Source organism: Gemmatimonas groenlandica (genome assembly GCF_013004105.1).
Classification (GTDB): domain Bacteria; phylum Gemmatimonadota; class Gemmatimonadetes; order Gemmatimonadales; family Gemmatimonadaceae; genus Gemmatimonas; species Gemmatimonas groenlandica.
On sequence record NZ_CP053085.1, the window covers coordinates 4,009,737 to 4,035,543 of the forward strand.

Here is a 25,807-nt window from a genome sequence, read left to right on the forward strand (position 1 = left end):
GCTTCCGACGGAATGCGGAGCAATAGTCGCGAGGATAGCCCCGTCCCCCGTACTCGGAGAGCATGTCGTGAAACGATTTAGCCCACGGATGGCACTGGCTGCCGCCGTCTTCATTCCTAGTGTCACCGCCGGTGCGCAAGCCGCGCGTCCCGTCGCCCGCGCCACCGCACGTCCTGCGGCGATTGCGCCACTGGCTGCCCCCTTCGACACGGGCGCCCTTTCGGCCGTCAAGTGGCGCGAGATCGGTCCCTATCGCGGCGGCCGCTCGGCGGCGGTGGCCGGAAGCGTGGCCCGTCCCAACGAATACTGGATGGGAACCGTCGGCGCCGGCGTCTTCAAGACGGTCGACGGCGGTGATACGTGGGTGCCGATGAGCGACAAATATTTCGGCGGCACGATCGGCAGCATCGGCGTGGCCCCCAGCAATCCCGATGTCGTGTACGTGGGCGGCGGCGAGTTCACGATTCGCGGCAACGTGTCGCATGGTGACGGTGTGTGGAAGACCACCGACGGTGGCCGTAGCTGGACGAACATCGGCCTGAACGACACGCGGCAGATTTCTCGCGTGCTGGTGCACCCCACCAATCCCGAGGTCGCCTATGTCGCGGCACAGGGGCATGCGTGGGGCCCGAATGCCGAACGTGGCGTGTTCCGCACCAAGGACGGCGGGAAAAACTGGACGAAGGTGCTGTTCCGCGACGACTCGACCGGCGCGGCGGACCTCGCGATGGATCCCAGCAATCCGAACGTGCTCTACGCCGGCTTCTGGCAGATGCATCGCAAGCCGTGGATGCTGGTGTCGGGCGGCAAGGGCTCCGGGCTCTTCAAGAGCACCGACGGTGGCGACACATGGACCGACATCACCAAGCACAAGGGTCTGCCGGCCGGGCTGTGGGGCAACATCGGTATCACGGTGAGCGGGGCGAATACGCAGCGCATTTACGCGCTTATCGAAGCCGATGAGGGCGGCGTGTTCCGCAGCGACGACGGCGGTGGCACGTGGGCGCGCGTGAACGATGAACGCAAGCTGCGTCAGCGCGCGTGGTACTACTCCAAGATCTACGCCGATCCGAAGAACGCCGACATCGTGTACGCCAGTAACGTGCAGTTTCAGGTGTCGCGCGATGGTGGCAAGACGTGGAGCAACATCAATGCGCCGCACGGTGACTCGCACAATCTCTGGATCGCGGGCGACAACGGCGATCGTATGATCGAAGCGAACGACGGCGGTGCCAACGTGAGCACCGACGGCGCGAAGACGTGGACGGCGCAGGACTTTGCTACCGCGCAGTTCTATCATGTCACCACCACGAACCACTTCCCGTACAAGATCTGTGGTGCGCAGCAGGACAACAGCACGCTCTGCGGACCGTCGCGGGCAGCGGGTGGCATTACGATGGATATGTGGCAGGATGCGGGTGGTGGCGAGTCGGGCTTCATTGCGGCGCTGCCGAACAATCCGGACATCGTGTTCGCCGGCAGCTACGGCGGCTTCCTCACGCGCAAGGATATGCGCACCGGACTCGCACGTGACGTCAATCCATGGCCGCTCAATCCGATGGGTCACTCGGCCATCGACTCGAAGTACCGCATGCAGTGGACCTTCCCGATCGCCGTAAGCCCGCACGACGCGAAGACGATCTACGTGGGTTCGAACGTGCTGTTCAAGACCACGAATGAAGGCGACAGCTACACCGCGATCAGCCCCGACTTGTCGCGCAACGATCCGCGCACGCTCGGTCCGTCGGGCGGCCCGATCACGAAGGACCAGACGGGCGTGGAAACGTATGGCACCGTGTTCGCGATTTCGGAGTCGCCGGTGACGAAGGGTGTCATCTGGGCCGGTACCGACGACGGCACGGTGCACATCACGCGGAACGGCGGTGTGTCATGGACGAACGTCACGCCACCGCTGCTCAAGGAGCGCGAGTGGTCGCGCATCTCGATCATCGATGCGTCGCACTTCAATGCCGGTGTGGCGTATGTGGCCGCGAACCGCTTCCAGATGGACGACAACGAGCCGTACCTGTTCAAGACCGCCGACTTCGGCAAGACGTGGTCGCGCATCGACAACAGCGGCAAGGCCAACGGGATTCCGGCGACCGAGTTCACGCGCGTGATCCGCGAAGACGAAGTGCGTCCGGGGCTGCTGTTCGCCGGCACCGAGCGCGGCATCTACGGGTCGCTCGATGACGGGGCGACGTGGTTCTCGATGCGTCGCAACATGCCGATCGTGCCGGTGCACGATCTGGCCATCAAGGAAGGCGACCTCATTGCCGCCACGCATGGTCGCTCGTTCTACGTGATCGACGACATCACCCTGCTGCGTCAGCTCACGGCGAGTGCGATGGCCGAGCGCGCGCACCTGTTCACGCCGCGCGCGGCGTACCGCATCAACTGGGGCGGCGGCTTCAACCCGGGTGGTGGCAACGGCTCACCGGTCGGCGCCAACCCGCCCAACGGCGCGATCGTGTACTACTGGCTCAAGTCGCCGGCCAACAAGGTCACAATCGAGTTCAAGGATTCCACGGGTCGCACCGTGCGTACGTTCTCGAGCGACACGGCGGGCGCGGGCGCAGCGGGCGCCCCGGCTGGCGGCCGACGCGGCGTGGCGGCCGATGCGGCACCCACGAACAAGGTGGGCATGAACACGTTTTCGTGGAATCTGCGTGAGAGTGATGCGACCACGTTCAACGGCCTGATCATGTGGGCTGGCGTGCTCACCGGTCCGTTGGTGCTGCCGGGTAACTACTCGGTGCGTTTGCTCGTGGATGGTGCACCGGTGTCCGAGACGAAGCTGTTGGTGAAGAAGGACCCGCGCAGCGATGCGACGGCGGCCGATCTGGTGGCGCAGTACAAGATGTTGATGCAGATCCGTGACCGGACCACCGATGCCAACGACGCCGTGCGCACCGTTCGCTATGTGCGTAGCCAAGCCGTGTCGCGCTCGAAGGAAGTGGGTGCCGACTCCGCGCAGTACGCGCAGCTGGTGAAGTCGCTCGACACCAAGATCAGCGAGATGGAAGCGCAGATCTATCAGGTGAAGAACCAGAGCGGTCAGGATCCGCTCAACTACCCGATCAAGGTGAACAACCAGATCGCGGCGTTGGCGGGCGTGGTGGGCAGCACCGAAGCGCGTCCCACCAAGCAGTCGGTGGTCGTGTACGACACGCTGTCGAAGGAGCTCGAGGTGTATCTCGTGGAGCTCCGCAAGGCGTACAAGGAGCTGCTGCCGCCGATCGACGAGATCCTCAAGAAGCACGGCCTGCCGGCGATCGAAGTTAAGGCTGGCGACGTGCAGACCCCGCGCCGCATCGGCGCCGAGGAAGAAACGACAGGGATGTAAGCCGTCGCGCTCGCGACGCGTATCGTGACAACACGGCGGGTCGTTGCAGGAACCCCCGGTTCCTAGCGGCGGCCCGCCGTACTGCGTACCAACCGCGATATACTCGCGATCCCGAACACCGGCCCCAACGACAACACTGCGAACGCCCACTGCCACCCGACACGTGCCGCGAGCGGTGGCACGAGTTGAATCACCACCGCGGTGAGCAGAAAGCCGAGTGAGGTTTGCAGCGTGAGCGCGGTGCCCACCGCGTGCGGCGGCACGCTCTCGGTGACCAGCACCGAGAACTGCGCGCTGTCGGCGATCACGAAGAAGCCCCACACCAGGGCGATGGGCACCAGCAGCCAGAGCGAGCGCCCGAACGCGAAACCGATCAGTACCGAGCAGGCGCCGCTGATGGCCATGGCTCGCGTAACAAGCCAGGCGCGCCCACGACGGTCGGCGACGAGGCCGCCCCAGATGCACCCGGCGCCACCGATCGCGAGAGCGGCGAAGGCGATGGCAGACGCGATCGAGGCGCCGCGCGCGCCAGCGGTGGGATCATGCGCGGCGATGCTGGCGGCGATGAAGACAGGCAACCACGTCCATGCCGCGTACAACTCGAACATGTGGCCCAGATAGCCGCTGGTGGACAGGCGCCACGCCGGCGAACCAACCACATCGCGCACGAGATGCCACGAGAACGGTCGCGCGGGAAACGGATACGGTCCTTCGCGATAGCCGAACCATACCAGCAGCGCGGCGATGCAGGCGCCCACCGAGGCGCTGAACACCACCGGCGTGATGCCGGCGCCGGGGATCGCGTGCACGAGATACGGCAGCGCTTTGCCCACGGTGAGCGCGCCCACGATGGTGCCCACGGCGAGGCCTCGTCGCGCGCGAAACCAGGTGGCGATCATCTTCATGGCCGGTGGATACACGCCGGCGAGCGCGAGCCCGGTCACGAACCGCCACACCAGCGCGCCCGACAAACCATCCGCGGTGAGCAGCATCGTGTTGGCGACCGCGCCGACCATCGCGCAACGGGCGAACAGCACGCGCGCCGGAACGATATCGGCAATGTTCAGCAGCGCCGAGATCGCAGTGCCGGTCACGAAGCCCAGTTGGACGATGGTGGTGAGCCACGCCGCCTCGCTGCTGCTCAGTGTCCACTGCGCGCTGTACTGCACCGACACGGCGCTGGCGGCAAACCACAAGGTCATACCCAACAGCTCGGCGACGGTGAGAATGCCGAGCATGCGCCAGCGATCCGGATGCGAATCGCCTTCTGGAGAGACGTTTGAGAGATCGCCGGGCGGCGCGTGCACCGGGAGTGCGCCGGCTAGAGACGTTCGACCGACACGCCGAACTCGTTGTAATGCTCCGCCAGCGCACGGAGCGTGCGTTCGGCGTTACCACCGTGTCCACGGAGCGCCGCAAAGAAACGAATCACGGGATTGCCCACGCGGCCGGACTCGGTAAGCGTGACCACACTGTGCGCGTCATCGCCTTCAACGCGCCATTCCCATCGCAGCTGCGATTCCGTGTCGTCGTCGGTCACGTGTAGCGCGATCGTCTGGGCGTCACGGGACTCCTGCCGTTCGATCGTGGTCGGTGACGGGGCCCACTGTTCGTAGGCGGCGAGGTCGGTGAGCAGCGCGCGCACGTCGTCGGCACGGCGCTGAAGATGCATTCGACGCACCACTCGGTATTCGGCCGGCGTAACCAGGCCACCAACGACCAGTGCGATCAGGCTCGCCGCGATCGCGGCCATGATGACGAGAATCCAGTACATGGCCGCCGGCGCTCAGCTCACGCGCGGCGACTGATCGAGCACCACGCGGACGCGCTTGGCGAGTTGGAGCGAGGTGAACGGCTTCTGGAGGAAGGTGCGCTCGTCGAGCGACACGCCTTTCAGCAACACGGCGTCGTCGGTGTAGCCTGACACGAAGAGTACGCGCAAGCCGGGTCGCATAATCTCGAGCTGTTCGGCCAGCTCGCGACCATTCATGCCGGGCATCACGACGTCGGTAACCAGCAGGTCAATACGTCCCGGGAAGGCGCGCGAGATCGCAATCGCAGAGTCACCGTCGGCGGCGGCGAGCACGCGATAGCCGCGACGCTCGAGAGCCGCCGTGGCGACAGCGCGCACACTGTCTTCGTCTTCGGTGAGCAGGACGGTTTCTTGTCCGGTGAGCACCTCGGGCACTTCTTCCTCGACCGTCAGATCGGTGGGAAGCTCGCCAAGACGGGGCAGCAACAAATGAAACGTGGTGCCGTGTCCGGGGGCGCTGTTCACGCGGATCTCGCCGCCGGCTTGATCGATCATACCGTACGCCAGCGGCAAGCCGAGTCCCGTGCCCTTGCCGCGCTCCTTCGTCGTGAAAAACGGTTCGAAGATGTGCTCGAGCACGGCATCGGTCATGCCAACGCCGGAGTCGGCCACGCGGATCACGATCCACTCGCGATGTGCGTCGAGTCCGAAGGTCTGCACTTCCGCCTCGCTGACCCGTGCGGTGGAGACACGCAGTGTTCCACCCGAGGGCATCGCGTCACGCGCGTTGCTGGCCAAGTTGAGCATGACCTGCTCGAGCTGTGCCGCGTCGATGCGAATGGTGCCGAGGTCACCGCCGAGCGTGGTGCTGACTTCGATGTGCTCGCCCATGAGCCGGCGGAGCAAACGGTCGAGCCCCATGATGACCGTATTGGGATCGAGCACCGTGGGCTGGACGACCAGTTTGCGGCTGACGGCGAGGATCTGCTTGGAGAGATCGGTGCCGCGTACGGCAAGTGCGCGGATCTCACTGACGTCGCGCCGCACAGGATCGTCGGCGGACATCATGGCGAGGGCGAGATCGCAGTAGCCCAGCATGCCCGTGAGCAAGTTGCTGAAGTCGTGCGAGATACCGCCGGCGAACGTGCCGATGGCTTCCATCTTCTGCGACTGCCGCAGCTGATCTTCGCTGCGGGCCAGCGCGCGCTCAGCTTCGCGCCGCGCCGTGACATCGATACCCACCGACAGCCAGCTGGCGCGCCCGAGTCGGCGCGACGACGTGGTGATCACTTCCATTTCGAGCTGACGGCCGGTCGCGGTGCGATGGAGCCACGTGCCGGCGCTTTGCTTGGACTCGGAGAAGGGCAGTCGGGCGCCGCTGAATCGCGCGTGTTCGGCGGGATCGAGCAGGTCGAGAATGCGCAGCGACAGGAACGCATCGCGATCGTAGCCGTACTTCTCGACTGCGGCTTCGTTCACGGCCAGCACGAGCATGGTGTCCGCGTCCCACGCCCACATAGGCAGCGGATTGGAATCGAACAAGAAGCGATAGCGACGTTCGCTGTCGGCCAGCGCGGCATTGCGGCGCTCGACCGTCTCGGCCATCTGGTTGAGGGCCGTCGCGAGCGAACCGATCTCGTCGCTGGACCTGATGCGCGAGCGGTGTCCGGCCACACCCACCGCCAGCGCATGCGCATCGTCGATGAGCGCCTGCACCGGCCGTGAGATCTTGGTGCCGAAATACACGGCGAGGGCGATCGACACGATCAGCGCCCCGCCGAACAGCAACACGCCCCGCCAGCCGCTGTTCGGCATCGGCGTGAGCAGACTGACGAGCAGCGGCGGCGTGGACACGATCAACGCCATGCCGAGCAGTCGCGTGCGGAGACCCGTTCCCCGTTGTACTGGTGGAACGTCGTCCTGCTCGGGTGGCGTGCGGTCGGGCACCTGCTACGCGCCGAGCGGCTCTACGCCCGGTGGCATCGTGACGGCCATCCCCATCGCGTGGTATCCCTTATCGACGTACACCGTGGAGCCGGTGATGCCGCTGGCCAACGCGCTGGAGAGAAACGCCGCCGTGTTGCCGACTTCTGTGGCGGTGAGTTCTTCGGCGAGCGGTGCGTTCGCGGCGCAGTACTTCACCATCTTGTCGATGATGCCGATGGCGCTGGCCGCGCGCGACGCAAACGGGCCGGCGCTGATCGTATTGACACGCAAGCCATACTTGCGACCTGCTTCGAACGACAGCACCCGCGTATCGCTCTCGAGCGCAGCCTTCGCCGATGACATGCCGCCGCCGTAGCCGGGAATGGCGCGTTCACTGGCCATGTACGTGAGCGAGCAGACCGAGCCGCCCGGACGCATGAGCGGCGCGAGCCGCTGCACCATGGACACGAGCGAATACGCGCTGGCGCTGGACGCCGCGAGGTAGCCGGCGCGACTGACCTCCAGCAGCGGCTTCTTCACTTCAGGGCCGTTGGCGAGCGAATGGAAGACAATGTCGAGTGACTGGTCGCCGAAGTCGGCCGCGATGCGCTGGGCGAGTCCGCCGATCGAGAAGTCGCCGACATCCTTGTAGCGCTTCGAGCTGCGCACGTCGTCCGGCGCATCCTCGAGCGAGTCGTAGATGGCGTCGAGTGGATAGATGCGCTCGAAGGTGAGCAGCGATCCATCGCGCAGTTTGCGGGATTCATCCATCTTCCCGCGTTCGAGCAGGTTGAGGAAGATGTTGAGCGCAGGCGGCCACGTGGCGACGCAGACAGAGGCGCCGGCCTCCGCGAAGGCCTTTGCAACGGCGAACCCGAAGCCGCCGTCGTCGGCGACGCCCGCCACGAGGGCGCGCTTGCCGGAAAGATCGATGGGTAGCATCTGGGCAAGATAGCAGCGAAGCGCGTCTTGCGAAGCGCGTCTTGCGAAGCGCGACTACCGCGCCGCGCGGGTGAGTCGATCGCGGAGGCCGGCCCAGCGGTCGTCATCGGGCGGACGCTCAATCACGATGAGCGAGGCGCCGGTGGCGTCGGCCGCGTGCAGAGCGGCGTAGAGCGCTCGCGCATAGGCCGCCGGATCGTCGGGCATGCGAACGATCGTGTCATCCGGCACCGACAGCGTGGTCGTTCTGAGGAGCGCCGTTACGGTGCCGGTTCCTGCACGTCGGTCGGCGAGCGCGGCGTCGATCTCCGAACACTGCTCGGCGTCGAAGAGCCAGACATCGGCGCGCGGGGCGTAATGGCGATCGGCCATGCCGGGCGAGCGTTGAGGCGCCGCCGTCGCCGTCGGCGCGTCGTGCGACACCGTGACGGTCGCCATGCGGACCGCGACGCCCGAGCCACGCAGGGCGAGTTCGAGATCGGCGGCGGAGATCATGCCAGGCCGTAGCACGACCGCGTCCGGGCCGGTGAGGTCGACCACCGTACTTTCGATGCCCACCGAACTCGGGCCCCCGTCGAGAATGAGGCCCACGCGGTCGCCGAGCGACGCCTGCACGTGCTGGGCGGTGGTGGGACTGATCTGGGTGAATCGGTTGGCGCTGGGGGCTGCGATGGGCACGCCGGCGGCCCGGAGCAGGGCCAGCGCCACCGGATGCGCCGGAATCCGTAGAGCGACGGCGTCGAGCCCGGCCGTGGCCACGTCGGGCACCTGAGGGGCCTTGGGCAGCACCATGGTGAGCGGACCCGGCCAGAACGCGGCGGCCAAGCGGTCGGCGGCTGGCGGCCAGTAGCGGGTGAGCACGCGGGCGGCCGCCACGTCGGGCACGTGGGCGATCACCGGGTTCCAGGCGGGACGCCCCTTCGCCGTGTAGATGGCCACCACGGCGTCGGGGTCGAGCGCATTGGCCCCCAAGCCGTACACCGTTTCGGTCGGGAAGGCGACGAGCCCACCGCGCCGAAGCAGGGCGGCCGCGTGCTCGACGACCACGGGATCCGGGTTGTCGGGGTCAAGCGTGAGAATGGGAGCGCCAGCCATACCGGAATCTAGCGGTGTTCAAGGGGTCAGAGTCGTTGAACGCTGGGCGTTCAACGACTCTGACCCCTTGAAACGACGCCTACTGCCGCGACTCGATCACACCGCGGGCAATCCGGTCCACCAGCGCGGGCGACATCAGTTTGAGCAGGCGGCCGATCTTGCCGCGCCAGGTCATCACGAGATCGCGATCGCGCGCCGCCACGGCCGCGAGAATGAGGCGACCGCACTCGTCGGTTTCCATCGTTTCGCCCTTCCGGCGCTTGTAGCCGCGATCGCCGAACGGGGTGCCATCGGGGGACAGCGCCCGCTGATTGATCTCCGAAAACACGAACCCGGGATAGATCATCGTGACGGATACGCCGGTGCCGTCGAGCTCGATACGAAGCGAGTCGAAGAAGCCTGCCATCGCGTGCTTGGTGGCGGCGTACGCGGTGCGCTTGGGGACGCCGGTGAGCCCGGTGAGACTCGAGATCGCTACGATGCGGCCCTTCGAGCGCTTGAGATGCGGCAAGGCATGGGCGGTGCACCACACGCTGCCGAGGTAGTTCACTCGCATCAGCGTGTCGAAAATCGTGAGATCAGTGACGTCTTCGAATAGTCCGCTCGAGCCCATGCCGGCGTTGTTCACCAGCACGTCGAGCTGTCCGAAGTGTGCGACAGTGCGCTCGACCATCGACGCGCATGACGACTCGACGCCCACGTCACCATGCACCACCAACGCCTCGGCTCCCAACGCCCGGCAGTCGGCGGCTACGGATTCCAGTCGCGCGACATCACGAGCGGCGAGCGCCACACGGGCGCCGTCCGCGGCAAACTGTCGTGCCAACTCCGCGCCGATCCCACTCGAGGCGCCGGTGATCAGCACGACCTGCCCGGTGAAGCGACCGCTCACGGATGTCCGGCCGCGTCGTCCGGGCCGAGCAGGTCATCGATGTAGGGGTCGCCCTCGAAGGGCGCATCGAGAATGCGCAGCGCGTGCGTGGCGTCACCGACCCGCACGGCGAGACGAACCGGATACACGAGATGCATGGCGGGCAGCATGCCGCCCGCATCGTCGCGCAGCACCACGGCTGGAATGTGATGTGCTTCCAGCACGCTCCGTGCAACGAGCGCTTCCATCTCGTTCACGTACTCCCGGATGACCTTCATGGCGGCTCCCATAGGGCGAACATATCGCACGGGTCGCGCCACCGTGAGGGTAGCGTGTACACCGACTAGATTTCTGGAATGGCGGCGACCTTCGGCATTTTCGTACTGGCAGAGCTTCCTGGCGAAGCAGGTGCCATGGTGCGAGAGATTCAACAGCGTTTCGATCCCAAGCTGGCCCGGCTCACGCCTCCACACGTGACGCTGGTCGGCTCTTCGGGCGTGGGCGCGATGCCCACGGATACCCCGGTCGCGCGCATTCGGGAGGCGCTGGAACCGATCGCAGCCAGCACGGCACCCATGGAACTCGCGCTGGGGCTGCCGCACCGGTTCATGCAGACGGATATCGTGTCGTTGCCGTTGGACCACAACGGGCCGCTGCGGGCGCTACACGAACGGATCGCGCGCAGCGGACTGCCGTTCAAGCAGGCGCGGTTCCGTTTCACGCCGCATTGCACACTCAGCTTCTATCCCATGCTCACGCCGGCGCGCGAACGCGAGTTGCTGGCCATGCGCGTGAATGCCCCGGCGATCATCGAACGGCTGCAGGTCTATCTCACACGTGATCCGCAGCCGTCCAAGCTGTTGTTCGAGGTCGCGCTGACCGGCGAGCTTACGGGCAGCGGGTCTCTGGGCGCAGCTTCTGGTAGGTCGACATCGCGTGCTTGAGACCCAGTAGGGCCGACGCTTCGAGTTCATACTCGAGCTGCAGGTCGCCGAGTTTCTCGGCATCGTGCTGGGTGAGCTGACGCGAAGCCTTTTCGGCGATGCTGTGACGACGGAGGTACTCGCGGGCGGCGAGCCACATGGCGTTGGCCGCCTGCCGGATGTCGGCGTCGTCACTGATCGTGACCTTCGAGCAGGTCTTTTCGAAGTCGCGCACGCACTCGGCGAGCGCTAAATCGATGTTGTCCACCATGGCGTGGGCGGCTCCGAGCTCAGACTTTGCCACCGACAATGCGTTCAGGCGGGCGAGTCGCTCATGCTGACGGCAGGTCTCCGACGCGGTACGCGCGAGGGCGTCGCAGCAGTACATCGGCCCCTGCTGCGCAGCGGTCGGGTCGTCGAGCATCATCGAGGAAGCAGCAGCGCGGGAGGGGGACATGGTGGGGGCAAGAGTGGCCAGCGGGTCCGTGCGCCTGATAACCGGTTCGAACAGGCACACCATGTGATCTAGCGAACGCACCCATACGCGTGGTAGTGGGTGTGCGAAGGCTGATACGTGAATCGACACAAGTCGGACCCGTATCTCCGGCGCGTCCTGTATGCTTGGTAGATGACTGCCCACATCGATTCCTTCGAGCATCTGCTCATCGACACGACGGCCGCCGGCGTGCGGACGATCACGCTGAACCGCCCCGAGCGACTGAATGCGGTGAATCCGCGACTCGCCACCGAACTGCCGATCGCGATGGCGAATGCGGCGCGCGAAGACGCGGTCCGTGTGGTGGTGATCACCGGAGCGGGACGGGGCTTCTGTGCCGGTCTCGATCTAGGCGAGCCGGGTCTGCGCGAGGATGCCGACCGTGCCACACGATTGGATCCGTACTACTGGGTGGGGCGGTGGGTGCAGTCGATCACGTCCTGCGAGAAGCCGGTACTCGCGGCGGTGAATGGCGCGGCGGCCGGCGCCGGATTCGGTCTGGCGCTGGCCTGTGATCTCCGACTGGTGAGTGCGAGTGCCACGGTCACGGCGGGCTACGTACGACGCGGGTTGTCACCCGACGCCGGCGTCACCTGGTTTCTGCCGCGACTGATCGGTCACGCGCGCGCCACCGACATCATTCTCACCGGTCGTGACGTGCGCGCCGACGAAGCCGAACGTATCGGACTCGCCACCTCGGTGCTGGCGGATGATGCCTTTGCCGATGGTGTGCAGCGTTACGCGGCGCAGCTGGCGGCTGGTCCACCGCTCGCGCTGGCGCTGTCGAAACGCCTGCTGCTGGCGAGTCCCGACGCGACGCTCGACGCGCAACTACGCGAGGAGCTCACGCACATCAAGAGCTGCTTCGCGAGTGCCGATGTGCGCGAAGCGATGGTCGCGTTCAAGGAAAAGCGTGTCCCGACGTTCGAGGGACGCTGACCGCGACGTGAATCAGCTCGTGGTGTTGCGGCCGGGGTTGTAGCGCAGACTGCCGGGCAGGGAATTGAGCAGCGGTCCGAGTTCGGTGGCGCGCTCGAGGGTGGTCACGAAGGTGAGTCCGTCGAGTGACACGACCAACAGTCCGGAAATGCCGTAGGCCACGACGCAGCAGCCGTCGGCGTGAATCACGTTGCCGGACGCGTCGACGCAGTGCACGTGGCCCATCACGCCATTGCCGGTGTCGTCGAGATCCCGTACGCGGCGCAGCGAGGCCCAGGTGCCGACGTCATCCCACGCACACTCGGTGGGGAGCACCACCAGATGGCGGCTGCGCTCGAGCAACCCGCGGTCGATCGAGACTGACGTGACCAGCTCGGCGAAGCTGGTCATGTCGCCGGTGGCCAGTTTGGGCAATCCATGCTGCAGCTCACCGGTATTGGCTTCGAGCTCGTCGAGCACGACCCGCGCGCGCCACACGAAAATGCCGGTGTTCCAGAGCGCGCCCTTGTCGATGAGCGTGTCGGCCAGCGCGGCCGTGGGCTTCTCGACGAAGTGCTCCACGTGGCACGCGCCACCCTCGGCCCGTGAGATGAACGGATCGAACGGGGTACTGGGCTGCAGATACCCGAAGCCGGTTTCACAGCGCGTCGGGGTGGCACCGAGCGCCACCAGCACCGGCTCCGATGACGCAATCGTGGCGGCTCGTCGCAGCGCGTCGCGGAAAACCCCGGGAAACCCGACCGACAGATCGGCGTGCAGGGCGCAGAACACGGTGTCGGGTCCGGCGCGTTTGGCGACTTCATGGGCGCCCCAGGCCAGCGCGGCCGCAGTGCCGAGCGGCCGCGGCTCAATGAGCATATTCGCGCGCGGGACTTCCGGAATGGCTTCGTGGAGCGCGTCCGCGATATCCGCGCTGGTGACGACGAGCACGCGTTCGGCGGGCACCAGCGGCGAGAGGCGCTCGATGGTGTCGACAATGAGCGGGCGCTCGTTGACGAGGGCCAGCAGCTGCTTGGGGCGCTTGGGCGTACTCAGCGGCCAGAAGCGGGTGCCGATGCCACCGGCAAAGACCACGGCCCAGAGCGCGGTCTGCGTCTCGAGCAGGGGCTCGAGTTCGAACTCCTCCATGGTATCCGCGATCGGCGATGATTCGACGATCACGGGAGGTGCGACGTGAGGAGCGACAGCGCGGGGCTCTGGCATCGTGGCAGCGGAGTGGAGAACACGAAGGGCGGGCTGCGAATGCAAACGCCCGTGGCAACTGGCGCATCTGCTCGGCTACGGACAACATACCTAAGCCATGCTCACCCTGCACCTCACCAACGGCGACTCGGCCGCGAGCGCGCTCGCGCGCTCCGGCCTTCCCGGGGACATTGTCTCCTGGCGCGACCTGTTGCACGACGGTCCCGTGCCACCTGATGACGACCTCGGCGCGTTTCACCGCGTCCGCGCCGAATTTCTGGCGAGCCGCGGGTGGTCGAACATCGCGGCGGCGGTCACCGACTTCGAGCAACGCGATGCTCGACTGGAAGATGTGGGGGCGGGCGACGAGGTGGTGTTGTGGTTCGAGCCCGACCTGTACGATCAACTGCAGCTGATCCAGATTCTCGCGCGATTCGAGCGTCGGGCACCGAGTGAGCGACCACGCCTCACGATCGTCCCTGCCGACTGCTACCTCGGACCGATGCTGCCGGAGAAGTTCGCGCCACTGTACGCGGCACGTCGCGCGATCACGTCGGACGACCTCGTGCACGGCGGCGTCGCGTGGCGCGCGTTTACGTCGACTACGCCCGACGACCTGCTCGACGTGACCAACCGGCTCGACCGCGAGGTGACCGCGCGCACCTACACCTCCGATGATCGTGTGCGGTTGCCGCATCTGGTGGCGGCGTTGCGTCGGCAGCTCGAGGAGTATCCGGATACCGACGCCGGATTGTCGCGCAGCGAACGACAGCTGTGTGAGGCACTGTCGCCGGGCACGATCACGCTGGGCAAGCTGTTCGCGGCACATCAGGCCACGGAGTCGTGGGTGTGGCTCGGTGATTTGAGCTTCGCGTGGTACGCCGAGCGTCTCAGTGATTGCGCGCATCCGATCGTAGTGCATACCAACGGCTCGCGCGTGATTGCGCCGCTGCGTGACACCGACGGCCGGGCATTCTGGGAGCGCGCCGTGCAGCTGACGCCGTTCGGACAGGATGTGGTTCGCGCCCGCGCTGATGTTGTTCGGGCCAACGGCATCGACCGCTGGATCGGCGGCACGCACTGCACGAATGCGCAGTACTGGCGTTGGGATGCGCGCACGCAACGAACCGAACTCTTTCCCCGCCCATGATGGACCCCAGCGCCGACGTTGACGCCGAACTGCTGGCGATGCTCGAAGCAGACATGACACTCGAGGCGGCGCGTCCGATTCTCGAGCTGGCGGCCGGCTACTTCGCCGACACGCGACGGGGCGAGGGCCCGGTGTCCACGTGGCACAGTGCGCAGGTGATCGCCGACCGCATCGCCGGGCCGATGCCGCGCGGTGCGCGGGCGCTGCCGGATGTGGCGCGCCGCTTGTCGTCGCTGCTGTTGGAGGACGTGAACCGACTGGCGCACCCGATGTACATCGGGCATCAGGTGTCGGCCCCGCTGCCGGCGGCCGTGTGGACCGATGCGCTGATCAGCGCGCTCAATCAGTCGCAGGCCGTGCGCGAGATGTCGCCGTCGTTCACGCCGCTGGAGCATCAGGTGATCGCGTGGATGACCGATCTCGTGGGGTGGGATGAGCAGGCGGGTGGCACGATGACGTCAGGTGGTACCGAAGCGACGTTCACCGCGCTGTTGGCGGCGCGCAGTCGCGCGGTGCCCGACGTCTGGACGAACGGGCTCGGAGCGAACCCGCCGGTGGTGGTGTGCGGCGAGCATGCGCATTACGCCGTGTCGCGGGCGGCGGGTGAGATGGGAATTGGCCTCGCTCGGGTCATCGTGATTCCGTCGCGCGCGTTGCGCATGGATACCGACGCCCTGCGCGCGCGTTTGGCGGCGTTGCGGGCCACCGGCACGCGGGTGATGGCCGTGGTGGCTACGGCAGGGTGTACCGCGACGGGCAGCTTCGATGATCTCGACGCAGTGGCCGACCTCTGCGACGAGTTCGCGGACGATCATGGTCCGTTGTGGCTACATGTCGACGCGGCGCATGGCGGTGCCGCGATCCTGTCAGCGCAGCATCGCCATCGGGTGAAGGGGATCGTGCGGGCGCGGTCGTTCGCGTGGGACCCGCACAAGACGCTGTTGCTGCCGCTGTCGGCCGGCATGGTGCTGGTGCGCGATCAGGACGATCTCACGCGCGCCTTCACGCAGGAGGCACCGTATCTCTTCAGCTCCGGATCCGACGCGCAGATCTGGGATATGGGTCCGCGCTCCTTCCAGTGTTCGCGTCGCGCCGATGTGCTGAAGCTCTGGGTGGCGATCGAGCGCTATGGATCCGACAATCTGGCGCGGTTGTACGATCGGCTCTGCCGGATGGCGCAGACACTGCATGGCCTGCTCAGCGCCCGCAGCGACTTCACACCGCTGCACGAGCCGATGTCGAACATTCTGTGCTTCGCCTGGACGCCGTCGGGAGTGGCCGCGGCCGATCTCGATATGTTGACCGATGCGCTGCGCGAGCGCTACAACCGCTCGGGTCGTGGTTGGATCACCGCGACCACGCTGGACGGTCGTCGCGTGCTCCGCATTACCGTGATGAACGCGCGCACCAACGAAACGCACCTCGCCACACTGGTGGACGGACTGTCGGCGGAGGCCGCGCTGCTGCTGCATAAGCGTTAGCACACGCGTCGGCACACGCGCTAGCACTAGCGCATCGCGGCGCGAGGGCGCATCTGTGTTCTGATGCGAAGCCTCCCCTCCCCTCGGTTCATGAGACTCCCGACATGCGCAACACCCTGCTGACGCGCGGTGGCGCCGCGGCGTTCGGACTGCTGCTGATCAGCGGCTGCTCGCCGACCACGCTCGCCCGGCGCACGATCAATCCACCGGGCATCTCGCCGCTGGTGCCGGCGTACTCGGTGGCGATTCGATCCGGCTCTCAGGTGTTTGTGTCGGGCATGACCGGCATCAAACCGGGCACGCAGGATATCATCGAGGGGGGCGTCGAGATTCAGACGCGTCAGACACTCGAGAACATCCGCACCGCCCTGCAGTCGGCTGGTGCGAGCATGGCCGATGTCGGCGAGTGCACGGTATTCCTGACCGACATGCGCGACTACGCCGCGATGAATGGTGTATATACCGAGTACTTCCGCGTCGATCCCCCGGCGCGCGCGACGGTCGCCGTGACCGCCCTCCCGCGTCCCGCCGCGCGCGTGGAAATCAAGTGCAGCGCACAGATCCGTTCTCCGGAGACGCCGTGACGACCCCGCTCCACTCCAAGCGTGGTGCAGACCTTCTGCACGACCCCTTCCTGAACAAGGGCACCGCCTTCACCGACGCCGAGCGCGATGCGTTTGGATTGCGCGGGCTGTTGCCGCCGCGGGTGATGTCGCAGGACGAGCAGATGGAGCGCATTCTGCCTGGCGTACGCTCCAAGCCGTCGCCGCTCGAGCAGTACGTGTACCTCGTTGCGCTGCACGATCGCAACGTCACGCTCTTCTATCGATTGGTGATGGATCACCTCGAAGAGCTGATGCCGATCCTGTACACGCCGACGGTCGGTCAGGCCTGCCAGGAGTTCGGCCGCATTTTCCGTCGCAGTCGCGGCATGTACATCACGGCCGCCGACAAGGGACACGTGGCGGAGGTCCTCGCCAACTGGCCGCAGGACGATATCCGCATGATCGTCGTGACCGACGGCGAACGCATTCTCGGTCTGGGTGATCTCGGCGCCAATGGCATGGGCATCCCGATCGGTAAACTCACGTTGTATACGGCGTGCGCGGGTGTGGCTCCGAATCAGTGTTTGCCAATCACGATCGATGTGGGCACGAACAACACCACGCTGCGGGAGAGTCATTCGTACGTGGGGCTGCGTCAGCCGCGGTTGCGCGGTGCCGAGTACGACGAGCTGCTGGATGAATTCGTCGAGGCGGTGCAGGCGCGCTTTCCGATGGCCTGTCTGCAGTTCGAGGACTTCGGCAACCACAATGCGTTCTCGCTGCTCGAACGATGGCGCGACCGAATCTGCACGTTCAACGACGACATTCAGGGCACCGCGTCGGTCGCCCTCGCCGGGTTGTATTCCGCGGCACGCATCAGTGGTACGCCGCTGCGTGATATGCGCCTCCTGTTTCTTGGCGCCGGCGAGGCCGGCATCGGCATCGGCGATCTCGTGGTCGAGGCGCTCTGCTCGGAGGGCCTGTCGCTCGCCGAGGCGCGGCGTCACTGCTGGTTCGTGGATTCGAAGGGACTCGTGGAGCACTCGCGCACCGACCTGGCGGAGCACAAGAAGCCCTTCGCGCACGATCATGCACCGGTGAAGACGCTACTGGAGGCGGTGGAATCGCTCAAGCCGCACGCCATCATCGGCGTCTCGGGCACGCCGAACACGTTCACTAAGGACGTGTTGGAGGCGATGGCGAGGGAGCGTGCGCGGCCGATCGTGCTCGCGCTGTCGAATCCCACGTCGAAGGCCGAGTGCACGGCGCTGCAGGCGTATTCGGCCACCGATGGTCGCGCCATTTTTGCCAGCGGCAGTCCGTTTGCGCCGGTCACGTACAAGGGCAAGACCCACGTGCCGGGACAGGGCAACAATGCGTACATCTTCCCCGGCGTCGGCCTTGGCGTCACCGTGAGTGCGTCGTCCCGCGTGACGGAAGCGATGTTCGCGTCGGCGGCGCGCACACTGGCGTCGATGGTGACCGACGATGACCTGGCGATAGGACGCATCTATCCAAGTTTGTCGCGCATTCGCGAAGTGTCACGCGCCATCGCGATCGAAGTGGCCACGTTGGCCTTCGACCGCGGGTTGGCGCGGGTGGAGCGGCCGGCTGACATCGCGGCCGCCGTGACGGACGCGATGTTCGAGCCGCACTACGTGTCGCTGATCTAGTGTTGAGCTAAGTCAGAATCGCAACGAGAGGCAGCTCAGTCCCCCGTCCATCTTGGCAAACTCGCTCATCGCCAACGGTTCCAGCGTGTAACCGGCCGCACGCAGCATCGCGTGCGTGCCGGGGAAGTCGTCGGCCACGAAGATCGCATCATTCACCCGCACACAATTCGCGGCGTACTCCTCGCCGGCCGGCACTCGCAGCACTGTCCGGTCGGCAAATGCCTCGTGCGCCGCGAGCGACTCGATACAGAGCAGGCGATCGGCGTCGAGGGCCACGACACCGCTCTTGAGATGCAGGATGCCAGGCGTCTGGCGGATATCGACGAGCCGCGATGCGACACCGTGCTTCGACAACCACTCGGCCAACTGTCGGGCGCCCTCGTGATTGGTGCGCAGCGAAATGCCGATGAACGCCGTGTCGCCAGCCTCGCAGACGTCGCCCGCATCGAGCGTCCCGGGACTCGTGATCTCCGGTAGCTCCGCAAAGAACCCAGCGAGGGCGTCGCGGATGGCGTGGACCTCACCGGCGCGACTTTCCGCGCCTGGACGGGTGATAATGGCGCCCTGGCCGGGGAGAATGAGTGCGGTGTCCTCGACGAACGTGGAGTCGGGATGCGCGTCGTCAGTGGGAAGGGCGATGACGTCGCAACCGTGCCGCTCGAGCGCCGCGCAATACGCGGCGTGCTGCGCGAGGGCCAGCTCGACGTCGGGAAGGCCGAGATCGACGGTGGTGAGTCCGTCGGCGAAGTTGCGCGCGGGTGGGCGGACAATCGCCTGTGTGAAGCGTGAGAACATACGCAGAGTATGGCGCTTCGCGTGTCGCGGCGGAATACTTCCGCACGTGGAACTCATCGATCTCGAATTCAGCGCGCACGAGATGCGCACAATGGCCGACCAGGTGGTGGCGCGGTGTGTGGAGCACATCACCACGCTGCCGCGCCAACCGCTGTACGGGGTGCACGACGCGGAGGCGCTCTGCGAGCGCATGCGCGAGTCGTCGCCAGACTCCGGCACGCCGTTGACCGCGCTGCTCGACGACTTGTTCACGACGTACATCCCGCAGTCGTTCAATACGCCATCGCCTGGGTATCTCGCGTACATCCCGGGCGGCGGCCTGTTTCCGGCGGCGTTAGCTGATTTCATCGCGGATACGACCAATCGCTACACGGGCATCTGGCAAGCGGCTCCGGCGCTGGTGCAGCTGGAGGCCAATGCGCTGGAGTGGCTGCGCGAATGGATGGGATTTCCCATCGGCACGCGCGGCGTGTTCACCACCGGTGGATCGATGGCCACGTTCAACGCCGTACTCTGCGCGCGTGAACGGCACCTGGGCGTCGATATTCGTCGCGGCGTACTGTACACGTCGGATCAGGCGCACCATTGCGTGATCAAGTCGGCGAAGCTGGCCGGCATCATGCCCGATCGCGTGCGCTCCATTCCCTGCGACGCGCAGTTCCACGTGGCCGTCGACGCGTTGCGCGAGGCGATCGCGCAGGACCGCCGTGACGGGCTGCTGCCATTCATGGTGGTATCGAACGCCGGCACCACCAACACGGGTGCCGTGGATCCGCTCGATGCCGTCGCCGACCTCTGCGTCGCTGAACAGCTCTGGCATCATGTGGACGGGGCTTACGGCGCGTTCTTCCAGCTGTGCGACGACACGCGCGCGGTGCTTCGTGGTATCGAGCGCGCAGATTCGCTCACGCTCGATCCGCACAAGGGCATGTTCATGCCGTATGGCACGGGTGCGCTACTGGTGCGCGATGGCGCGGCGCTGCGGGCGGCGCATGGAGCCACGGCCGACTATCTGCCCGATATGCCCAGTGCATCGGAGTTCTATGACCCGAGTCAGCATGGGCCGGACCTGTCACGCGGATTTCCCGGGCTACGCATGTGGCTCACGATCAAGCTGTATGGCGCCGATGCCTTCCGGGCGGCGATCAACGAGAAGCGTGCGCTGGCGCTCGACGCGGCGGCTCGCGTCGCGCAGTTGCCGCATGTGGTGCTCGACGCGCCGCCGGAGCTTTCGCTGTTTCCGTTTCATCTCACGTGGCCCAATGCTACGTTGGCGCAGGAGGACGCGGCCACTCGCGAGCTGATGGCGGCTGTGTCGCAGCGGGGACGCGTGATGATCAGCGGCGCGGTGGCCGGTGGTCGTTACGTGGGCCGGGTCTGTGTGCTGAGCTTCCGGACGCATGCGGCGCAGATCGATCATCTCGTCGAGGACATGGACGCCGCGATCTCGGAGGTCGTGGCGAAGCACCGGACCCTATCGCAGTAGCCCCAACGCCTCGGCGTCGCCGCGCAGGTAAATCGGCGCGCGCTCGGTGTAGACCGCCGCATTCGACGAGATGGAGGCGGGATATCCAGCGAGCCTCCACTCCATCGTGAGTGTGGCGCGCCCGCCCGATTCGCTCACTGCGTAAAGTGCATACCACGGAACGCCGCGCTCCGGGGTGAAGATCGCCTTGCCCGGACCATCGTTCGCCGTCCACGTCCCGGTGATATGCTGCTTGTTGCCGGGCGCCGCCCAGTCGTGGTCCATGAGTTCGACGCGCTGGAAATGGCCGTAGCTGTTCGTTTCATCGAAGAGCGCCATGACGTCGAAGTACAACGGGTCGGGCGCACTCCAACTGCGGTTTCGCAGGATCCACTCGCCAACGAACGTGCCCCGGTGCTGGGCGTGGTAGAGCATACGGTTCGTGAGCAGCGGCTCCCACGGACGACTGTTTCCGCTTTCAGCACCGGTGCGAAAGTACGGTTGAACGACTTCGGCGACGTGTCGTGCCACGAGCGCCGCCTTGAGGTCGTCGCGCAGATAGTCGAATGGCGACACGGGCGAGCCGGTCGTGCCCCCAGTGCGTTCGCCGTCGGTGCGGCGATTGTCGATGAGCATGAACTCGGCGCTGCCGCTCATGTTGCCCACCGGGTCGCCCTCGCGCACCTTGGCGCCAAGCGACACCAACGGCAGGTCCGCATCGAGGTGCTTACCGACGAGCCCCTGACCATAGTCGATCGTGATGAAGTACTCGTGGCGCCCGTCGGCGGTACCGCGCAAGCCCATGTCTTCGATCTTGGACACGGTGCCGGCGGCCCAACTGCGCACGGGTATGCCGAGCCGTGTCGGAATCCAGACGTGATTGAGCCCCTCCACGTGGCCGCCCTGGTGGGCGCCGAAGGCACCGAGGCCCGCGCCAGGGCCGAAGCGGATGTCGGCCAGCGCAACTGGCAGTGCGAGACGAACCGGGGAGCCCCAGCTTGGCACGGGCTGGGTGTACGCGCCGTCGACCCAGGGCACGTCGCGCACGGCCGCCGGCGCCTGCGTGCTGTCATTGCCCGTCGCGCCACCGTCGCCGCATCCGAGAGCTACGGCGGCGAAGAGGGTGAACGCGAGGGCGGTGCGAGGGTGGGACATGGGTCGACTCCTGAGTAGAGCGCCTTCGGAGGTTGTACCCTTGCTGGTATCGGCCGCTCGACGCCGGTCGCCCAACGCCGGTCTTCGACGCATCTTTGGCCGTCCCGAGGATGCCGCGTGAAAAAGACCGTTCTCCTGTACGGCCTCGTGGGTGGCGTGCTGATCGCCGGCCTGCGCTTGGTCGAATACCGTTTTCTCGTGCTCGAGCACTCGCTCGAGATCTACGGCGGGATCGTCGCCGCCCTCTTCGCGGCGCTCGGCCTCTGGCTCGGCCGCAAGCTGACGCGCCCGCGCGAGACCGTGGTCGTGCGCGAGGTGCCGGTCGAGGTGCCGGTCGAAGTGCGCGTAGAGGTTCCCGTAGAAGTGCCGGTCGGACCGTTCGAGCGCAACGCGACGCGGCTGGCATCGCTCGGCATTACGCCGCGGGAACTCGACATCCTGGAGGCGATGGCCGCCGGCCACAGCAATCGAGAGATCGCCGAACGGCTGTTCGTCAGTGAAAACACCGTGAAAACTCACGCGGCCCGCCTGTTCGACAAACTCGATGCCAAGCGGCGCACACAGGCCGTCCAGCTGGCCAAAGAGGCCGGGCTCATCCCCTGAGGGTCGCCTGAACGGGTGATTTTCGGCCGTTTCGGGCGAAATCATCCATTCGGGTGACGCGCCCGCGGGCCTCCGGAGACCAGACTGGCGCACGTTCACGCTCGCTCTCTCCACGCCAACGTCACGACCTATGCGCAACATCGTTCTGAAGTTCGGCCTGATCTCCGGCGCGCTCCTGTCGGTCATGATGGCCATCACGATCCCATTCCAGGACGAGATCGGCTTCGACTACGGCATGATCGTCGGCTACACGACGATGGTGCTCTCCTTTCTCTTCGTCTACTTCGGCATCCGTAGCTATCGCGATACCGTGGCTGGTGGCTCGTTGACCTTTGGACGGGCGTTCAAAGTCGGCGCGTTGATCGCGCTGATCGCGTCGTGCTGCTACGTGGCCACGTGGGAAGTCATGTACTTCAAGTTCATGCCCGACTTCACCGCGAAGATGACGGCGCACACGGTTGCCAAGGCGCGGGCCGCCGGCGAGAGCCCGGAAGCGATTGCGAAGAAGCAGCAGGAGATGGCGGAGTTCGCGGTGATGTACCGGAATCCGGCGATCAATGCGGCCATGACCTTCCTCGAACCGCTGCCGGTGGCGTTGATTATGACGTTGGTGTCCGCTGGGTTGCTCAGCCGCCGCTCGATCCCTCCACGACAAACCTGATGGCGTATATCGCCCCCGAAACCCGCCTGCGCGAGCTTACCCCGGTTCCGCTGCTCGTCGGTGCGGTGCTCGGCCTGATTTTCGGCGCCTCGTCGCTGTATCTCGTGCTCAAAGTCGGGCTCACCGTGAGCGCGTCGATCCCGGTGGCGGTCATCTCGATCACGATCTTCCGCCTCTTTGCACGACTGGGCGGCCGTGATGCGACGATCCTCGAGCACAACATCGTGCAGACGGCGGGCTCGGCGGGCGAATCGATTGCCTTCGGCATCGGCGTCACGATGCCGGCGATCCTCATTCTCGGCTTCGACCTCGAGATTGCGCGCGTGCTGCTGGTGGCGGTGCTGGGCGGTGTGCTGGGCATTCTCATGATGATACCGCTGCGTCGGGCGTTGATCGTGGCGCAGCACGGTGTGCTGAAATATCCGGAGGGGACGGCGTGCGCCGAGGTGCTCAAGGCCGGCGCGAATGCCGAGTCGCGCGCGGCGGCGAGTGATGCGGCGAAGCGCGAGCAGGAAGCGTTGGGTGGGGCTGGCACGAGTGCCCGCACGATCTTCACGGGCTTCGGCATCGGCATCGTGTACAAGACGGCGATGTCGGCGCTTCGCGCGTGGAAGGATGTTCCTGAGAAAGTGTTCGGCGCGCCCTTCTCGGCCGCGTCGGTCTCGGTGGAAGTGTCGCCGGAGTTGCTGGGAGTGGGCTACATCATCGGCCCGCGCGTGGCGGCGGTGATGTTTGCTGGTGGCGTGCTGGCGTATCTCGTGCTCATTCCGATGATCGCCTACTTCGGATCGGCGCTCACGACCCCGTTGGCACCAGAGGCCCGCGCGCTGATTCGCGACATGGGCCCCGGAGCGATCCGTAACGCGTACGTGCTGTACATCGGCGCGGGCGCGGTGGCGGCGGGCGGCATCATCAGCGTGATCCGATCGATGCCGACGATCTGGCATGGGCTGCGCGAGGGACTGCGCGATGTGTCGAATTCCACAGCTGCCACGGTTCGCGATACGGTGCGGACCGACCGCGACCTGTCGATCAAGTTGGTGCTGCTCGGTATCGTTGCGCTGCTCGTCGCGCTGGTGGGCGCGAGCCCGCTGTACGTGGGAGGCACCGGCTTCGGCACGCGGATCGCGGCCGCGCTGCTGATCGTGGTGTTCGGCTTTCTGTTCGTGACCGTGTCGTCGCGCCTCACCGGCGAGATCGGTTCGTCGTCGAATCCGATTTCCGGCATGACGGTGGCTACGCTGCTGCTGACTTGTCTGGCGTTTGTGCTGCTGGGGTGGACGGGCAGCAACTACTACGTGACCGCGCTGTCGATCGGCGCGATCGTGTGCATCGCGGCGTCGAATGGCGGCACAACGTCGCAGGACTTGAAGACGGGCTTCTTGGTGGGCGCCACGCCGCGCTCACAGCAAATTGCGATCGTGGTTGGGGCGCTGGTGTCAGCGTTGGCGCTCGGACCGATTCTGCTGCGTCTCAATGCCGCCGGTACCGTGTATGTGAGTGCGTCGGCGATAGCGGCCGATGCGCCTGGCGGCACCGCGCTCACCAGCGGCGAGACCGTGGATGTGCGCACGCTCGCGCGTCGTGAGTCGGTGGACGGTCTCATGGCCGACGGCAGCACCGACTCGCGCGAGTACTGGGTGTGGCACAAGCAAGACCCGAGCGGTGGCAACGCCGAGAAGTACCTCGTGGACGACGCGGGCAAGCCGGTGTACTTCGTGGATCCGGGCATCAACGGCAGCATTCGGAAGCTCGCGAACGGTCAGGACGTCCCCAAGTTCGACGCGCCGAAGGCCACGCTGATGTCGTACATCATCAAGGGCATTCTGGGCGGGAAGCTGCCATGGGGGCTTGTGCTGCTGGGCGCGATGATCGCGCTGGTGCTCGAGCTGTCGGGCATTCCGTCGCTGGCCTTTGCGGTCGGCGTGTATCTGCCGATCTCAACGTCCGCGCCGATCTTTGTGGGCGGTGTGGTGCGCTGGGCGGTGGATCGCTGGATCGCGCGCAAGCATGTCGGGCGCAACCTTACCGACGATGAACTGGCGGCGGAGGGCGACAAGAGTCCCGGGGTGCTGATGGCGTCCGGTTACATCGCGGGCGGCGCGATCGCCGGCATCCTGATCGCCTTCGTGGCGGGAGTACCGGCGATGGCGGGGCTCAATCGTGCGATCGAAGCGATGTCGGCGAACAACCCACTGTTCTCGGGGCCGATGGCCGACGCGCTGTCGCTGGTGCCGTTCGTGGCGTTGATCGCGGTGCTGTATCTGACTGGGCGCGAGAAGCTGCTGGCGCGGCCTGCTACAGGGCCTTCTTGATCGCCGCTTCGAGGTTCTGCGTGCCGCCGACGCCGGTGTAGACGATCTTGCCCGCCTTATTCACGACCACGACGTAGCTGGTGGCCGGCACATCGTAGGCGCCGCTCACGGTGCCCTTCTTGTCGTACAACAACTCGCCGCCGAGCTTGTTCGCCTTCTGCCAGCCCTTCACGCGGTCGACGGACTGGTTCACCGACACGGCGACGGTTACGAACTTCACCTGGGCACCGTGCTTGGTCATGGCGGCGCGCATGGCGGGTTCGAGCTGCTTGCAGTTGCCGCACCACGTGGCCCAGAACTCGAGCACGACCGGCGTCTTGCCGAGGTAGGCGGAGAGATCGACCGTCTTGCCGTCGAGGGTCTGGAGCGGGCCGGCTGGGGCCGTTTCGCCGACCGCGATGCCGAGGTCCTGTGCGAGGGCGGGACTTGCGACGGCCAGGGCGGCGGCGGCGGCGACGGTGAAGAGAGTGCGGAGCATGTGGGTTTCGAGT

General features: G+C 66.1%; 23 protein-coding genes. 11 read left to right on the plus strand and 12 right to left on the minus strand.

Going from position 1 to position 25,807, the window contains the following annotated elements; genetic code table 11:
* Positions 1-67: 67 nt before the first annotated feature.
* Positions 68-3,346 (plus strand): WD40/YVTN/BNR-like repeat-containing protein, encoded by a 3,279-nt coding sequence (locus HKW67_RS17065; RefSeq protein ID WP_230981048.1) that lies wholly within the window; start codon positions 68-70, stop codon positions 3,344-3,346.
* 62 nt (positions 3,347-3,408) lie between these two features.
* Here the strand turns inward: HKW67_RS17065 and HKW67_RS17070 are convergent, their stop codons facing one another.
* From HKW67_RS17070 to HKW67_RS17100, 7 genes are all read right to left on the minus strand, one after another.
* A complete protein-coding gene (locus HKW67_RS17070) occupies positions 3,409-4,584 on the minus strand; it encodes an MFS transporter (RefSeq protein ID WP_171226538.1) in 1,176 nt (391 codons plus the stop codon).
* Between the two features lie 83 nt (positions 4,585-4,667).
* Positions 4,668-5,120 (minus strand): hypothetical protein, encoded by a 453-nt coding sequence (locus HKW67_RS17075; RefSeq protein ID WP_171226539.1) that lies wholly within the window; start codon positions 5,118-5,120, stop codon positions 4,668-4,670.
* 12 nt (positions 5,121-5,132) lie between these two features.
* A complete protein-coding gene (locus HKW67_RS17080; protein ID WP_171226540.1) occupies positions 5,133-7,046 on the minus strand; it encodes an ATP-binding protein in 1,914 nt (637 codons plus the stop codon).
* Between the two features lie 3 nt (positions 7,047-7,049).
* Complete coding sequence (locus HKW67_RS17085; protein WP_171226541.1) at positions 7,050-7,967, minus strand: enoyl-[acyl-carrier-protein] reductase; 918 nt, start codon at positions 7,965-7,967, stop codon at positions 7,050-7,052.
* A gap of 54 nt (positions 7,968-8,021) precedes the next feature.
* On the minus strand, positions 8,022-9,062 hold the full coding sequence (locus tag HKW67_RS17090; RefSeq protein ID WP_171226542.1) for an L-threonylcarbamoyladenylate synthase: 1,041 nt from the start codon (positions 9,060-9,062) through the stop codon (positions 8,022-8,024).
* A gap of 79 nt (positions 9,063-9,141) precedes the next feature.
* Positions 9,142-9,954 carry an SDR family oxidoreductase gene (locus HKW67_RS17095; RefSeq protein WP_171226543.1) on the minus strand — a complete coding sequence of 271 codons (813 nt, stop codon included), beginning with the start codon at positions 9,952-9,954 and terminating at the stop codon, positions 9,142-9,144.
* Entirely contained in the window at positions 9,951-10,211 is a 261-nt protein-coding gene (locus tag HKW67_RS17100; protein ID WP_171226544.1) for a hypothetical protein, read from the minus strand. The genes HKW67_RS17095 and HKW67_RS17100 overlap by 4 nt, the downstream gene beginning before the upstream one ends.
* Before the next feature lie 78 nt (positions 10,212-10,289).
* Here HKW67_RS17100 and HKW67_RS17105 point away from each other — a divergent pair, with 78 nt between their 5' ends.
* Entirely contained in the window at positions 10,290-10,877 is a 588-nt protein-coding gene (locus HKW67_RS17105) for a 2'-5' RNA ligase family protein (protein ID WP_171226545.1), read from the plus strand.
* On the opposite strand, the gene HKW67_RS17110 is transcribed toward HKW67_RS17105, so the two are convergent.
* Positions 10,822-11,313, minus strand: coding sequence for a hypothetical protein (locus HKW67_RS17110; protein WP_171226546.1), 492 nt, complete (start codon positions 11,311-11,313; stop codon positions 10,822-10,824). The genes HKW67_RS17105 and HKW67_RS17110 overlap by 56 nt on opposite strands.
* A 171-nt stretch (positions 11,314-11,484) precedes the next feature.
* Here HKW67_RS17110 and HKW67_RS17115 point away from each other — a divergent pair, with 171 nt between their 5' ends.
* Entirely contained in the window at positions 11,485-12,291 is an 807-nt protein-coding gene (locus tag HKW67_RS17115) for an enoyl-CoA hydratase/isomerase family protein (protein WP_171226547.1), read from the plus strand.
* 12 nt (positions 12,292-12,303) lie between these two features.
* On the opposite strand, the gene HKW67_RS17120 is transcribed toward HKW67_RS17115, so the two are convergent.
* Complete coding sequence (locus HKW67_RS17120) at positions 12,304-13,452, minus strand: mannose-1-phosphate guanylyltransferase (protein WP_171226548.1); 1,149 nt, start codon at positions 13,450-13,452, stop codon at positions 12,304-12,306.
* Between the two features lie 139 nt (positions 13,453-13,591).
* On the opposite strand from HKW67_RS17120, the gene HKW67_RS17125 reads away from it, so the two are divergent.
* The 4 genes from HKW67_RS17125 to HKW67_RS17140 all read left to right on the plus strand — a co-directional run bounded on the left by HKW67_RS17125 (position 13,592) and on the right by HKW67_RS17140 (position 18,322).
* Positions 13,592-14,623: a DUF1835 domain-containing protein gene (locus HKW67_RS17125; RefSeq protein ID WP_171226549.1), complete on the plus strand. Its 1,032-nt coding sequence runs from the start codon at positions 13,592-13,594 to the stop codon at positions 14,621-14,623.
* A complete protein-coding gene (locus tag HKW67_RS17130) occupies positions 14,620-16,104 on the plus strand; it encodes a pyridoxal phosphate-dependent decarboxylase family protein (protein ID WP_171226550.1) in 1,485 nt (494 codons plus the stop codon). The genes HKW67_RS17125 and HKW67_RS17130 overlap by 4 nt, the downstream gene beginning before the upstream one ends.
* Positions 16,105-16,208: 104 nt before the next feature.
* The gene (locus HKW67_RS17135; RefSeq protein WP_171226551.1) at positions 16,209-16,688 is read left to right on the plus strand and encodes a RidA family protein; all 480 of its coding nucleotides are present in this window, start codon (positions 16,209-16,211) and stop codon (positions 16,686-16,688) included.
* A complete protein-coding gene (locus tag HKW67_RS17140; RefSeq protein WP_171226552.1) occupies positions 16,685-18,322 on the plus strand; it encodes an NAD-dependent malic enzyme in 1,638 nt (545 codons plus the stop codon). The genes HKW67_RS17135 and HKW67_RS17140 overlap by 4 nt, the downstream gene beginning before the upstream one ends.
* Positions 18,323-18,334: 12 nt before the next feature.
* Here the strand turns inward: HKW67_RS17140 and HKW67_RS17145 are convergent, their stop codons facing one another.
* On the minus strand, positions 18,335-19,117 hold the full coding sequence (locus tag HKW67_RS17145; RefSeq protein ID WP_171226553.1) for a dimethylarginine dimethylaminohydrolase family protein: 783 nt from the start codon (positions 19,115-19,117) through the stop codon (positions 18,335-18,337).
* 46 nt (positions 19,118-19,163) lie between these two features.
* Here HKW67_RS17145 and HKW67_RS17150 point away from each other — a divergent pair, with 46 nt between their 5' ends.
* On the plus strand, positions 19,164-20,603 hold the full coding sequence (locus HKW67_RS17150; RefSeq protein WP_171226554.1) for a pyridoxal phosphate-dependent decarboxylase family protein: 1,440 nt from the start codon (positions 19,164-19,166) through the stop codon (positions 20,601-20,603).
* Here the strand turns inward: HKW67_RS17150 and HKW67_RS17155 are convergent.
* Complete coding sequence (locus tag HKW67_RS17155; protein ID WP_171226555.1) at positions 20,592-21,737, minus strand: M23 family metallopeptidase; 1,146 nt, start codon at positions 21,735-21,737, stop codon at positions 20,592-20,594. The two genes, HKW67_RS17150 and HKW67_RS17155, sit on opposite strands and share 12 nt — an antisense overlap.
* A gap of 117 nt (positions 21,738-21,854) precedes the next feature.
* Between HKW67_RS17155 and HKW67_RS22465 the strand changes: the two genes are divergently transcribed.
* From HKW67_RS22465 to HKW67_RS17170, 3 genes are all read left to right on the plus strand, one after another.
* Complete coding sequence (locus HKW67_RS22465) at positions 21,855-22,340, plus strand: helix-turn-helix transcriptional regulator (protein WP_171226556.1); 486 nt, start codon at positions 21,855-21,857, stop codon at positions 22,338-22,340.
* A 130-nt stretch (positions 22,341-22,470) separates the two neighbouring features.
* On the plus strand, positions 22,471-23,001 hold the full coding sequence (locus HKW67_RS17165; protein ID WP_171226557.1) for a DUF4199 domain-containing protein: 531 nt from the start codon (positions 22,471-22,473) through the stop codon (positions 22,999-23,001).
* Positions 23,001-25,316: an OPT family oligopeptide transporter gene (locus HKW67_RS17170; protein WP_171226558.1), complete on the plus strand. Its 2,316-nt coding sequence runs from the start codon at positions 23,001-23,003 to the stop codon at positions 25,314-25,316. Before HKW67_RS17165 ends, HKW67_RS17170 begins: the two co-directional genes overlap by 1 nt.
* Here HKW67_RS17170 and HKW67_RS17175 read toward each other — a convergent pair.
* A complete protein-coding gene (locus HKW67_RS17175; RefSeq protein ID WP_171226559.1) occupies positions 25,300-25,794 on the minus strand; it encodes a TlpA family protein disulfide reductase in 495 nt (164 codons plus the stop codon). The two genes, HKW67_RS17170 and HKW67_RS17175, sit on opposite strands and share 17 nt — an antisense overlap.
* Between the last annotated feature and the right edge of the window lie 13 nt (positions 25,795-25,807).